14 protein-coding genes are annotated in these 12,183 nt (G+C 42.3%); 3 read left to right on the forward strand and 11 right to left on the reverse strand.

The window, feature by feature from the left end:
• Window positions 1–195 precede the first annotated feature (195 nt).
• The 3 genes from BMW45_RS00400 to BMW45_RS00410 are packed head-to-tail and all read left to right on the forward strand — an operon-like array spanning window position 196 to window position 2,540.
• The gene (locus tag BMW45_RS00400; protein WP_242882850.1) at window positions 196–1,473 is read left to right on the forward strand and encodes a DUF3440 domain-containing protein; all 1,278 of its coding nucleotides are present in this window, start codon (window positions 196–198) and stop codon (window positions 1,471–1,473) included.
• Window positions 1,451–1,918, forward strand: a complete 468-nt coding sequence (locus tag BMW45_RS00405) for a GNAT family N-acetyltransferase (protein WP_092240068.1) — start codon at window positions 1,451–1,453, stop codon at window positions 1,916–1,918. Before BMW45_RS00400 ends, BMW45_RS00405 begins: the two co-directional genes overlap by 23 nt.
• A complete protein-coding gene (locus BMW45_RS00410) occupies window positions 1,869–2,540 on the forward strand; it encodes an IbrB-like domain-containing protein (protein WP_092240069.1) in 672 nt (223 codons plus the stop codon). The genes BMW45_RS00405 and BMW45_RS00410 overlap by 50 nt, the downstream gene beginning before the upstream one ends.
• Before the next feature lie 38 nt (window positions 2,541–2,578).
• Here BMW45_RS00410 and BMW45_RS00415 read toward each other — a convergent pair whose 3' ends face one another.
• The 11 genes from BMW45_RS00415 to lepB all read right to left on the reverse strand — a co-directional run bounded on the left by BMW45_RS00415 (window position 2,579) and on the right by lepB (window position 12,182).
• Complete coding sequence (locus BMW45_RS00415; protein WP_092240070.1) at window positions 2,579–3,913, reverse strand: sensor histidine kinase; 1,335 nt, start codon at window positions 3,911–3,913, stop codon at window positions 2,579–2,581.
• A gap of 9 nt (window positions 3,914–3,922) precedes the next feature.
• Window positions 3,923–4,666, reverse strand: a complete 744-nt coding sequence (locus BMW45_RS00420; RefSeq protein WP_092240071.1) for a LytR/AlgR family response regulator transcription factor — start codon at window positions 4,664–4,666, stop codon at window positions 3,923–3,925.
• Window positions 4,667–5,084: 418 nt separating this feature from the next.
• A complete protein-coding gene (locus BMW45_RS00425) occupies window positions 5,085–5,600 on the reverse strand; it encodes a hypothetical protein (RefSeq protein WP_092240072.1) in 516 nt (171 codons plus the stop codon).
• 26 nt (window positions 5,601–5,626) lie between these two features.
• On the reverse strand, window positions 5,627–5,752 hold the full coding sequence (locus BMW45_RS28685) for a hypothetical protein (protein ID WP_278320758.1): 126 nt from the start codon (window positions 5,750–5,752) through the stop codon (window positions 5,627–5,629).
• A 55-nt stretch (window positions 5,753–5,807) separates the two neighbouring features.
• A complete protein-coding gene (locus BMW45_RS00430; protein WP_092240073.1) occupies window positions 5,808–6,719 on the reverse strand; it encodes an ICP22 family protein in 912 nt (303 codons plus the stop codon).
• Window positions 6,720–6,732: 13 nt separating this feature from the next.
• Window positions 6,733–7,155, reverse strand: a complete 423-nt coding sequence (locus BMW45_RS00435) for a DivIVA domain-containing protein (RefSeq protein WP_092240074.1) — start codon at window positions 7,153–7,155, stop codon at window positions 6,733–6,735.
• Window positions 7,152–7,955: a class B sortase gene (locus BMW45_RS00440; RefSeq protein WP_092240075.1), complete on the reverse strand. Its 804-nt coding sequence runs from the start codon at window positions 7,953–7,955 to the stop codon at window positions 7,152–7,154. The genes BMW45_RS00435 and BMW45_RS00440 overlap by 4 nt, the downstream gene beginning before the upstream one ends.
• 10 nt (window positions 7,956–7,965) lie before the next feature.
• Window positions 7,966–9,210, reverse strand: coding sequence for a Spy0128 family protein (locus BMW45_RS00445; protein WP_092240076.1), 1,245 nt, complete (start codon window positions 9,208–9,210; stop codon window positions 7,966–7,968).
• 7 nt (window positions 9,211–9,217) lie between these two features.
• A complete protein-coding gene (gene srtB / locus BMW45_RS00450; protein WP_092240077.1) occupies window positions 9,218–10,159 on the reverse strand; it encodes a class B sortase in 942 nt (313 codons plus the stop codon).
• Between the two features lie 49 nt (window positions 10,160–10,208).
• Complete coding sequence (locus tag BMW45_RS00455; protein WP_092240078.1) at window positions 10,209–11,492, reverse strand: DUF7601 domain-containing protein; 1,284 nt, start codon at window positions 11,490–11,492, stop codon at window positions 10,209–10,211.
• 132 nt (window positions 11,493–11,624) lie between these two features.
• Window positions 11,625–12,182, reverse strand: a complete 558-nt coding sequence (lepB, locus tag BMW45_RS00460; protein WP_092240079.1) for a signal peptidase I — start codon at window positions 12,180–12,182, stop codon at window positions 11,625–11,627.
• Window position 12,183 lies beyond the last annotated feature (1 nt).

Raw genomic sequence — 12,183 nt, forward strand, 5'->3', positions numbered from 1 at the left:
TTGTAATTAAGAACATTATTCCGGCATTTTGGAACAAATTGTCCTATAAATATTTTAAAAGTAGTATATTTTAAGCGTGAAATTAGGCAACATGTGGTGCTCCCGCCGCTCATCCAGCCAAGCTTACCAGAACATAAAACGGAGGTGATCTGTATTCCCAAGATATATTCATCGGAAAACGTTTTAACTGCAGCAATGGAACGAATTAACATCGCATTCTCACATTTCTCCCATCTATACCTCTGCGTATCCGGCGGCAAAGATTCATCTGTTATGCTTCAGCTCTGTGCGCACGTAGCCCGGCAAAGGGGCAGGAAATTCAGCATTCAGTATATTGACCTGGAAGCACAATATCAGGCAACCATTCAGCATATTGAGGAACTACGCAGGATGACGGCAGACGTGGTAGACAGGTTTTACTGGTGCTGCCTGCCTCTGTCACTTCGTAATGCGGTTTCCGTCATACAGCCTAAATGGACTTGCTGGGACCGTAATGATCAGGATAAATGGGTACGGGATATGCCTGATTACGATTGCGTAATAAATGAAAACAACCTGCCAGAAGATTGGACATGGTTTTACAAAGGCATGGAGTTTGAGGAATATACATACCGGTTCAGTCAATGGTTTCAAAAAACCCATGGCAATACTGTTGGCGTGGGCATCGCCATCCGGAGCAATGAGAGCCTTAACCGTTTTAATACCATCATCAGTAAAAAGAAGGAGCGGTTTCAGGATTATGGCTGGACTACAAAGCTTCGTGTTTCTGATCCCGATTGCGAGATTTATCATTTCTATCCGTTATACGATTGGCGGACCGAAGACATATGGGGCGCAGTAAGCCAGCTGGATCTTGCCTTTAATGAAATTTATGAACTGATGTACAAGAACGGGCTGAGCATCCATCAGCAGCGGCTTTGCCAGCCTTATGGAGATGACCAACGCAACGGGCTGAACCAGTTCCGGGCATTGGAACCGGAAACCTGGGAGCGGGTGGTCAATCGAGTTCATGGCGTGAATTTTGGAAATATCTATGCAAGATCATCACTGCTCGGAAACATAAAATCAGAAAAGCCCGCGGAAATGACCTGGCAGCAGTATACTGTATTATTGCTTGAAAGTCTCGGTCTATATTCACCTGAGCTGAGGGATCACTACTATCGTAAAATCAATACGTATATAGAGTGGTGGGTCACACGCGGATTCCCGTTAGAGAAGATACCAGACGAAGCAGACCGGAAGCTGGAGACCAAAAAAAAGGTTCCATCCTGGCGGCGGATAGCCAGAGCTATCGAAAAGAACGATTTCTGGCTGCGCCGGCTCAGCTTTGCGCCATCGAAGTCAGACGTAAAGCTTTTGATGCAGCTTAGAAAGCAATATCAGAATTTTATTAATTTTGACGACGCCCAGGATAAGCAGATGCGTAAGATCATTACCGAGGAGGAAGACGATGGAAAAGATACAATGCTTTGAAGGGAACTATGATAAAGCGCTTTTTTATTCAAAGATGGGGCGCTTTTTCGCAGAGGAGCGATACATTCGTCAGATGCCCTACCTGCGCAATGAGCCTGACCGGGTCTGGTTCCTGATTGAAAAAGAAGGGCAGGTCGCCGCTTTTTCCTCTCTGGTAATTAAGGATGAATACATTTTATTTTCTACAGAATATGTGGAAATAAGATACCGCAGACAAGGCCTGTTCAGAGCCTTAACAGATGCCCGGTTCGAATATTGCCAGGGAATCAAAATGCCTGTGCGGACCTCTACCAGCATCGAATTGGTCAAAGATTTCTATATGCGGCGGGGATTTTCAGTATATAGAAAAACGAAAAATTACTGGTTTTTATCCGGAAGGATTCAGGAGGTTACTTATGATATACAAGAAAGAGAAAACAACAGAAACCTGCTATTCGGAGCTTGAGGCTTGTGTTGAAAAAATGACACAGCTCCTTAAAACAATGAGATTGCATGAAAAAGTGCAGGCACTAAATAAAATTCGCCGCGCGTTAAGTGAATGTTCTCCGTTTCAAGATCCCGTAGATCTCGTGGAGTGGATTCCTGCCCAAAAGGTACAGGCAAACGATTATAATCCCAATAAGGTTGCTCCGGATGAGATGGAACTGCTTTACACATCGATTCGTTTGGATGATTTTACCCAACCTATCGTATCCTACCGTATCGACAATGATCACTATGAGATCACAGATGGATTTCACCGTAACAAAATTGGCAGATATCCCGAAATTGCGAAAAAGCGCCATGGCTACCTGCCCTTAACCATCATTGATAAGCCTCTGGACGAACGCATTGGCTCTACAATCCGCCACAACCGGGCAAGAGGAACCCACCAGATCCGTTCGATGAGTGAGATTGTTGCCGGCCTGGCATCAATGGGGTGGTCAGATGCTAAAATAGAAAAAAATCTGGGCATGGAATTGGATGAAGTCATTCGGCTGAAGCAAATCAGCGGATTGAAAGAAGCCTTCCAAAACCACGAGTTTTCCAAATCCTGGATCGATTTTGAATATAAATATTACAAATAAAAAGGCATCTTCCATCTCAATGAAACCGCCGCCTCATTCTATTTTGTTTCGATTGCTTTCGAGCGGGGATTTATAGGTATGCAGCTCTTTATTTTAAATATCCCCTTTTCACTGTCCGGTTCAATAAATACCAGTCCACCCATTCCCTCAATCGTTTCTCTTATGATTTGCAACCCAAAACCATGATAATCCTTGTCTTTCTTTGTAGTCTTCGGTTCACCGCCCGCAATTAACAGCTCTCCGTCAAAGGAATTGGTTACCTCAATGATTGTCCAATCCTGAGTGCTGTTGCTTGTTACCTCAATAAAACGTTCGGAGCCGGATACCTTACTACAGGCTTCTATGGCATTGTTAATGATATTGGAAAAAACACGGACAATATCCAGCTCTGTCATTGACACGGATTCAGGAAGATGTGCATGTGCCTGGAAACGGATATTCTTTTCTTCACAGACACCAGCAGCATCCTGCAATATGGCATCCAGGACAATATTGTCGGAATAGTCTTTGTGAATCTGCACGCTCCGCTGCATCGTATCGTGAATATCATCCAGCAATTTGATTGCCTTTTTATATTCCTGGCGGCGCATTAAGGTTTTTAAAGAAGCCATCAACTTTTCATAATCATGACGAAAGGCTCGATAGCTTTCTGTATATTTACGATAGGATTGATAGTGACGCATTTGACGGGATAGCTGTTCTTGTAATTGATGAGTAAATAATTCGTATTCAAACAATTCTGATATCCTTGATGCATGATTCAGGATAACCAACAGCCACAGATTACTTATGATGCAGGAGCCCATATAGAGAGAAGAATACCAATATTGCCTGACATCATCATAGTAACGTCCATCATTAATAAGCGTGAGAAATAACCATTGAAAAAACAGATAAATGACTACAAATTTCAGCTGGCCTTGATTGTTCATTAAATACCTGGCCTTTTGTCTGGGAACGATGATATCGCGGATCATCAAAAAGTATAAAATTGCAAGAAGTACTGCTAACACAGAAATTATATCATAATACTGTTGAAGAACATTTTTAATGCTAATATGCAAAACAATAGAATAGATTGAAAAGATAATTCCCCGGCTGGAATACAAGGAAAACGTATAAATACTGCCTGCATAAAGAGTTTGAGTTGTGGTTCCACTGAATAATAATCGGAAAGATATCATAAATGATACAAACACCAAATATACAGCGAACCTTGAATCCAACAGTGTATAGGCAGCTGCTGTTGTAATAGCATTTATAGCAATTGCAATAATATAATAAATCCAATGATCCCTTTTCACCTGAAACAGCTTTTTAAAACGCAGAAGAGTAAATGTATCATATGTAATCAGCGAAACAAGACTTATCATGATATTCTCCTATCCACAATCGTGAATGTTGGTACGGCTGATATAATCGACAAAAACCTGTTTCATCTGCTTGATATAAGTTGCACCGATCGGAATCTTTTCACCTGTTTTCAAAATCAAGATATTCTGTTCAAATTGCAGAATGTAGGACATGTTTACAATATATGAACGGTGAATGCGAACGAACCCTCTATGGAGTAACTGATTCTCTATCTGCTCCATTGTTGCATAAAATTGAAAGACTTCCCCTCCATTATAGTGAACAGCTATAATTCGTTTCCAGATCTCGAAGAAGGAGATTTCCCTGAACGGAATTACTTTTCTAATATTCTTCCCGGTCTCACAAAGGAACATATCATTTTCTTTTTTTGAGGCCAAAGTAATCGCCCTGTTAAATACTTCCTCAAATTTAGCAGTAGTAATTTTTGATTTTATTAAATATTGGACAGGAGAAATATCATAAGCATCGAAGACATAATCTTCACTTGTAGTCAAAAAGATAATTTCTGAACTGCAGCCAAGTTCCCGAAGCCTCTTCGCTGTGTCCAGACCATTCAGCTTGTTCATCAATATATCCAGGTAGATGATGTCTGCCTGGTTTGGTGAATCTGCTAAAAAAAACAAAAGTTCTTCTCCGCTTTTGAAATAGGAAATGGTGATTTCCACCTTGTTTTTCTTTGCAGCCTTTTTAATCAACCCGGCATATTGAGCTCGGGCTTCCAGATCATCATCACACAAAAATATCTTCAACATGACTGTTCACCAACCTTTCTACAAGGTAATCTATCTCATCAAAGCCTTAATCCTATGTATTGGCTCTGCACCTTACTCTTCCTCCAGTTTCATGAAAATGCATTAATAGTATAACACTCTGTAACTATTTTTTCAATTATATAATATACTCCTTTGTTGGTATTATATAAGGAATTTCATTGTTGGTATTATCTAATATTTTCCTTAAAAACACGTAAAAGAAACGAATAAATGATTGACTGGTCAGATTATGAAGGCGAGCTGATACAAGTAATAGCAGAAGATGGAACAGTATATCTTACCAGTTCTTTTAGATGTGATTTAATAAAGAGTATTAAATAAAAAAGCGGCCTCAGAAATAAAATTTTTCTGGGGCCTTATTCAGCCATGAAGCACATACTGCAAAAGCTACGATTTCTTATCCTTCGTTAATTGTTTCAATTGGGAGGAGCATCAGTCCTCTTATATCTCTACATAGCACGCTTTCAATGAAATCCCTCCGTCCTACTATATGAAATCCTTGAACGCCTGCCAGAGAAAACACCTTTTTATCTCCGATTTTGGAAACATCTATGACTGCCTTTTTAATCATATTGCGATCCGTATTGAACTTGCTTTGTTCGGACAGGCAATCCACTTTATGTAACTCTGGACAGAAGTACAATTCTGCAAGTTCATTGAACGTATCCATCAAAACAATTTCCGTAAAGATGGTGTCAGGTTCATATAATGCAATAACACTTTGAATTTTCTCCGATACCAGCAAGAAAGGCTGGAATAGAATATCATTAAAAGTCGTATATGAGTTTCCATGGAAAAACAGTAATTCACGCCCCGGTAGTTTATGCGCCCGCTCCTGTTTTATATCCCAGATATCAAACCGGCTTTCTGCAATATGTATATCTGTGTCAGCCATAATTAAATAATATTCCATCCTATTCACCGCCTACTATTATGTATTTATGGTTCAGGTACATAATCTTTTCTGTTATATAAGTTGTTCTCAAATATTTCCGCAAGAGCTTTTGTTGAAAGTTCATTACCATCATTAGAAGCTATCTGATTTTGAGTAATAATATCAGACATTTTAGTCGCCTCCAAAATGTATCGTATTATAGCTTAAATAGGCAAACCCGGGTTGTCAGTCCAAAAGCAGTGCATTGATTTTATCTCTGTTTTCGTTAGAAATGAGTATTTTAAACACCTTTTTCTCAGAACCGGACATGGAATGTACATCCTCACCTGACAGCCGTGCTACGCGGATAATTGATTCTTCTTCGTTTTTGGCTCCGCTTATCCTGTTCAGGCTCCAATAGATGGATTGAAGCTCTTCAAAATCAGCTTCGCCTGTTATTTCCACCTCATACGGATAATTCCTGGTCTGATTATGTTTTATAGCATAGACGGCAAGTGCTTCGCTATAATTATCCTCACCCTCTATGAGCGTATAATCATCAGAAATATCAAGCAAACCTGCAATATAATCAATTTGATCAAGAAGAGCCGTATGTGCGGCTTCCATGGCCGCTGCAACATCAAGATTACCTTCATTTTTACCTGGAACCATTGTTTCAGCCTGGACCTGGCTTTCACCCGGAAACTTACTTTCCCTGTCTTTGCCGGCATCTGTCTGCGGCTCTTCCTCTTCCAGCCCATCGCTTTGCTCAGGCTTGGAAGCATCGGATTCATCAGAACCGCCAGAGGGTTCCTGTTCAGCTGAATCCTTGGAAGATTCTCCATCGCTTTCCTCAGGCTCTGACATAGACGTTTCCCGTTCATCGCCGCTCATGGTTTCTTCAGGATTATATGAAGCTTCTGTATTTTTTTCGTTCCCTGCACTATTCTCCTGCTCCGCGTTGTCTGCCTGTTCCGTATTATCTTCCTGTTCTACGTTATCTTCCTGTATTACGGTATCTCCCTGTTCTACGTTATCTTCCTGTTCCGATTCTTCTGCACGCACTTCCTCCTGTTGTGCATATACCTGAACAATCTTCCCAGTAATCAGGCTGGCGCAAAGTACCGCAGAAACAAGAAATATAGTATACCTTTTCATTAGATACTCCTCCTTATTTTGATATAGCCGCCTCCCTCTCAGACGCCTTTTCTGATATTGAATCTCCCAGCAGTTTTTCTAAGTCCCTTCTGATCTTCTCAATTTCCAGAATCTTATACCTTTCAAGACTGGATATCTCCTGCTGCAGCGTGATTTTCTGCTGCTGCAGCGCCGTCAGTTCGTTATCGCATTTACTCCAGGTCTGCTTAAGCATTTCCTTCGCTGTCTGCTGGGCAGCCAAAAGAGCTTCTGAAATCTGATTCTTCATCTGGTAATATTCCGCGCGGACGCTGCGAAGCTGTTCCAGTTCCTTGCACTGCCTTTCAGCTGCTTCCCCAATCTCATCAAGAAGGCTATCCACTTCCTGAGCATCATAGCATTTCCCGAACCTTTTTGTCAGCTTCACCATATCGATCGTTTCTTTCGTTAATATCATATTTCACTCCTCTCCTCTGCCTCACTGTTTCCTGATTCTGGCCGCATAACACCGATTACGATATACCGGGCGTCGTCAAATTCATAGCTGCAGGTGGAAAGCACAAGGAATCTATCGTCATCTCCATATTCTGCGGCACTTTTAAACGTCGTTTTCGTTGAAGCGTAAGCTAACAACGCATCCAAATTCACCTCATACATAAACGCCCTGTCGCGCCATTCTCCTGCACTGATGACGCAGCCATATTTAAAATCGATCCGATAATTTCCCTTCTCTGTGTATAGAAACATATAAGGATGTTCATCAAAATAATCCTGCTTCTTGTATCCTATCAGGGAACCAAACATCCTGCCGGATTTCATATGATGTCCATATATGATACTTAAACCCCCGAGAAAATCCTCTGGGCAGTTGTAATCAAGAAATAATGTCCCGTTGGCATTATCAGAGCCATCCGGGAGATGATGGAGATACCAGTCGTAATCGTATGCATGCATTACCGGATAATCTATTACAGTACCTGGACAGTACAGCCATGCGGCCGCGTCAGAATTGATCTCTTTTAACCCTTCAAAATCGATGAAGACCGGCGGTACACTGCCCGACGGCAGCTCCCCTCCGGACTCACCGCCGCTTTCCCGACGACGGACCTGCTCCTTTAGAGTCTCATAACTTTGATTCCCTGCTTCATAAATCAGCAGACTTTTTTTAAGCTTATACCCAGAAAATATGATGACGCAGATTGAGCCAATCAGAAGGAACCATACTGCTGTTGTAATGATCTTTTGCCTTTTATTCATGCTTCACCTGTCATTTTTCTGAGGTTTTTTTTCGTTTGGCAGCAAGAATGAGGTAAATCATTGAGCCAGTCGCTACAACAGAAGCAACCCAAAGCATTCCCTCATATAGTTGGTAGTTGATTTCATCACCGGTTTTGGGTACGCTTATTACGCCGGCAGCATTGCTGCCGCCTCCTGCCGCACTTCCGGGGCTGTTATCGAAGACGGTTCCGAAGTCAGGTCCGCCATTTGGTCCAAGCCCGCCAACAGGGCCGGAGCCTCCACCATTTCCTGATACTCCAGGTCCATTACTACTCACTGACACGCCGGGCCTGCCGGGTTCTCCGCTGCTTCCTGTTCCGCCGCTCCCACTGCTTCCGCCTCCACCGATATACTTATTGATAAAAATGCAGGACTCCACCTGTTTGTAAGCATCATTTGTCACTGTCCGTGTAACCACAAGCTTACCGTTTATGTCTTTTACCACATCGGTGATTGTGTATACGGAACGGTCGTAAACATATCTTGTATCCGAAAGAATCACTTCCGAGATAGTATAGAAATAGGTACCTTCCCGAGTATATATCCATGTACCGAAATCCTCTTCTCCGGATCCGTAAATAGTTATGTGCTTGATACCATCTGCGCTTCCCTCTGGCATGGGATTTGCCTTATCCTGGGCAATTAATGAAAATGTAAAACTGGAGGCAGTGAACGGGTTACCGGATACCGTTTTTTTCACCGGCGGGTCCACCATGATCTCAGGATCGCTTGAAAGGGGAGTATAAACGTTTTCAAATCGAATGCTGCCCGCTTTGCTGCCATCACTTTTTTTTACTACGATCTCAGCCGAAAGGTTCACCCCCGTCTGCTTCACATAGACAGTGACGGAATAGACCTGTGTATCATAAGAATATCCTCTTGCCGGGACTGATTGATTCCCCTTGATTTCGTAACGGTATATGCCAGTGTTGGAAAAGGTGATGGGACCAATATCTTTCACACCTGTCCCGGCGGCTGTAAAGGAATAGATGCTGTTTAAACTACCCTGCGGCATGGGATTTCCCGTATCCAGAGAAATGAGATCATACGAAAATACATGATTTACACCGGAAGCCGAACTGTTTTTTATAAAAACCTGTTCTACATATAACGTGACGGCAACCGAATCCGCTTCTGCGTAAACATTCAAGGGGAATCCTATGACCAAAAGGCAGAAGAGAAGCAGACGTAGCACAGTAATCCATTTATTCTGCACTTTATTATTTGAGTTCATATTTTCGTTACTCCTTTTCGTGATTCCTTCTTTTTCCTCTTCCTTTATAATAAACTGCAATCATAAACAGGATCAGCAGAATAACCGGAAGCACGATTTGCAGCCACCGGGGAAGGCTTTCCCATTGGCCGGCTTGACGGTCCACTGATACTGTGTTTGCATTGCTTGATTTTTCCTCATCAAATGGATTGCTATAACATTCTTTTGTAATCCTTGCCGCCAGGATATCTCTCCCATTGGTCGCATCCGTAGAACATGTAGTCAGAAGCAGAATACGATCCTCTTCCGTTACCCCAATTTCGCGGGTATATACCGCCTTATCCAACAGGGATTTTAAATACGCCTGCTGCGCCTCTTTGCCCTGGACGTTGGGTGTAAATATACTTCCGTCATAAGCATCCGTTTTAATAAAAGCAAAGAATTCCAGTCCGTGGTCTTTCCCGTCATAATACAGATTTCCATATTCATGACCTTCAAAAAAACTTTTGTCACTGAATGAGCCAAGTTCTCCAAACATAGTTTGTTTTTCCATGTGATGACCATACAAAATACTATTAAAATCCTGAAAGTCCTTGCGGTTGGTATAATCTAAAAAAATAGCTCCTGAAAGGGAATACTCTCCTAATGCATTGGTATTTACATATTTCCAGTTGTCCTTTCCCTGTGTTACCGGATAGTCGATATTCGTGCCATAAACCGTGAGCCAGCCAAACACCTCCGGATTAAGCTCCTTAAGCTGTTCAAATGACTGACCGCCTTCTGCTGTATCCGGTTTATAGACTGAGTATTGGGAAGCGGCCGCTGCCCGATATACCTTGTCAGAGTCCCATATGGAATAGACAGCTACAGCTACCAGCAGGAGAATAACAGTCAGTACCATAAAGTCCACGATACTGTTTACGATTCTTACTACAATTCTGCCTGCTTTTTTTAATGCTGTTTCGTTCATATGAGCCCTCTTTCCGGTATCTTTAAATGCTTGTTAAGATCTATAAAGTTTAAATACGGCTGTGTTTTTTACGGGATTTTACTACTATAAATGCCATGAATGACCCTGCTGCCAGAATCAAGATCATAACAAAGGGAAGGTTGTTAATGACTACGCCTGTAGGGGTAATGGTCTGGTAAGCATTGGTAAATGCCGCACTGTTTTGGTTTACTCCAATAAATTTGTTGTTAATACCTAGCTGTACATTAGCTACAGTATTGTTTGCTGACTCCGGAGTTCCCCCATTTACCACGTACTCCAATGATGCTATATAATTTAGCACTGCCGCTTCTGTCACATCATAGCTTGCACCAATATGAAGATCCGTGAATGCCAGCCTCTGTCCGTGTTTGAGATTAACAGTCATAGAGGTTCCTGCAGGAAAACTAATATAATATTTGTTATTACCATCTGTTTGCAGTGTCGCATAGTTTTCTGGTGAAGTAACAATGTTACCGGATTCATCCAAAACATATGCCATATATGTAACAGCGCCTGGTATTACGTCCGGCTTCTTCGCAACCACATCAAAAGTAAAATATTTGGTCTTATCGGCATAATCCCCGGTAACATCCTTGCTTATCGTGAGGGCCTTGTCAGTTGGATCTGTTGAGTCAACGCCGCCAGCAGTTTTGGAATAGATGTTGGTAAAGATCATTTTGCTGTAGTCGCCTTCAATGCCAGGATCACCATCCGGAGTCGGGTCCACCTTATCACCCACTACAGAGTTGCCGTTACTGCTGTCAAGCACTGCAATGCGTGAAGCAACAGCAGCCACGTACAGACCGTTTATGCCATTTTTTACATAGACTGTTAACGTATACTCTGCAGGAGAAAACATATAAGCTTCGTTAGCGGAGGGTACATAGCCTGACACCGTTTGATCCTCTGTAACCTTGTATACATATACACCCGCATGCGGGAAGTTAATGCCGGAAAACAGATTGCCTGTTTGCTTTACTATGGTCTTTGTGTTGGGATCATTGGCACCGGTATCGCTGGCATTGAATGCAATGGTCACATCGCCAAGGGCCGGCATTGTGGCTAAATCCGACGTAGTAATTCTTTCATCGACGCTTATCGGCTGAACATGGAAAGTAAACGTTGCACCAGGTGTTGGAGTACCTATGGGCATGGTTAGTTTTTTCGTAATTGCAGCCCGTGCAGGCGCAGCTTCTGTACCAAGGATCGGATCACCGGCTGCAAATGCAGATGCAGCAGTTCCCATGCACATAACTACAGCAAGCACTATAGCCGGCAGTCTCCTTCGTAATTCTTTTAATCTTTTTTTCATGGTCTTACACTCCTTTTTAATTTATTTTCTTATTTTGAATATAGATTACAAGATTTCCGGTTATTTTGCCGTCCTGTACCTAAAGATCAAACATGGCTGATTTTTTTGATTTAAATGATAAATGCCTCATATTTATATATTTCTCCGTCTGAGAACCGTCATCACTTTCCCCAGTGTGTCTTTCACCTTCACCGCTCCGTAAATGCGGCTGTCCGTGGCGTTTAACCGACTGTCTCCAAGAACGAACACTTCCCCTTCTTTCACTGTAAGGGGAAATTCTGCACCACTTTCATATCTCTGGGTAGGTGAATAGATCTCCGGTTCCTGCTGAAGTGCACCGTTGACCAGCAGCCCTTCCTCCGTAATATCCACGGTATCACCTGCTGTGGCAACCACCCGGCGTACCTGCTTCTGTCCTTTAAATTCCAGCACAAGAGTATCACGGGCTATATAGTTTTTGTCCAGACGGTAGAACATCACCAAGTCTCCGTCTTTAACGGACGGGCCCATGGAGGCATCCAGATTACGGCAAAGCCCAAACAGAAACGTGAATACCAAAAGGAAAGCAAGAATAATCCCTGCAATTTTTTCCAGAAGAAATAGAATATCCACTCCAAGGGAGAATTCTTCCGGAGATTTGTGATTTTTACCTGCTGCTTTATTTTCTTCTTGTATTTGTATTTCAGCCATA

It is taken from the genome of Lacrimispora sphenoides (genome assembly GCF_900105215.1).
Taxonomy (GTDB): Bacteria; Bacillota; Clostridia; order Lachnospirales; family Lachnospiraceae; genus Lacrimispora; species Lacrimispora sphenoides_A.

Coding starts and splice junctions, on each gene's coding strand:
- BMW45_RS00400 (WP_242882850.1), top strand. CDS start 196: ATGGAACGAATTAACATCGCATTCTCACATTTCTCCCATCTATACCTC.
- BMW45_RS00445 (WP_092240076.1), bottom strand. CDS start 9,210: ATGAACTCAAATAATAAAGTGCAGAATAAATGGATTACTGTGCTACGT.
- BMW45_RS00425 (WP_092240072.1), bottom strand. CDS start 5,600: ATGGAATATTATTTAATTATGGCTGACACAGATATACATATTGCAGAA.
- BMW45_RS00405 (WP_092240068.1), top strand. CDS start 1,451: ATGGAAAAGATACAATGCTTTGAAGGGAACTATGATAAAGCGCTTTTT.
- lepB (WP_092240079.1), bottom strand. CDS start 12,182: ATGGCTGAAATACAAATACAAGAAGAAAATAAAGCAGCAGGTAAAAAT.
- BMW45_RS28685 (WP_278320758.1), bottom strand. CDS start 5,752: ATGTCTGATATTATTACTCAAAATCAGATAGCTTCTAATGATGGTAAT.
- BMW45_RS00430 (WP_092240073.1), bottom strand. CDS start 6,719: ATGAAAAGGTATACTATATTTCTTGTTTCTGCGGTACTTTGCGCCAGC.
- BMW45_RS00410 (WP_092240069.1), top strand. CDS start 1,869: ATGATATACAAGAAAGAGAAAACAACAGAAACCTGCTATTCGGAGCTT.
- BMW45_RS00415 (WP_092240070.1), bottom strand. CDS start 3,913: ATGATAAGTCTTGTTTCGCTGATTACATATGATACATTTACTCTTCTG.
- BMW45_RS00435 (WP_092240074.1), bottom strand. CDS start 7,155: ATGATATTAACGAAAGAAACGATCGATATGGTGAAGCTGACAAAAAGG.
- BMW45_RS00455 (WP_092240078.1), bottom strand. CDS start 11,492: ATGAAAAAAAGATTAAAAGAATTACGAAGGAGACTGCCGGCTATAGTG.
- BMW45_RS00440 (WP_092240075.1), bottom strand. CDS start 7,955: ATGAATAAAAGGCAAAAGATCATTACAACAGCAGTATGGTTCCTTCTG.
- srtB (WP_092240077.1), bottom strand. CDS start 10,159: ATGAACGAAACAGCATTAAAAAAAGCAGGCAGAATTGTAGTAAGAATC.
- BMW45_RS00420 (WP_092240071.1), bottom strand. CDS start 4,666: ATGTTGAAGATATTTTTGTGTGATGATGATCTGGAAGCCCGAGCTCAA.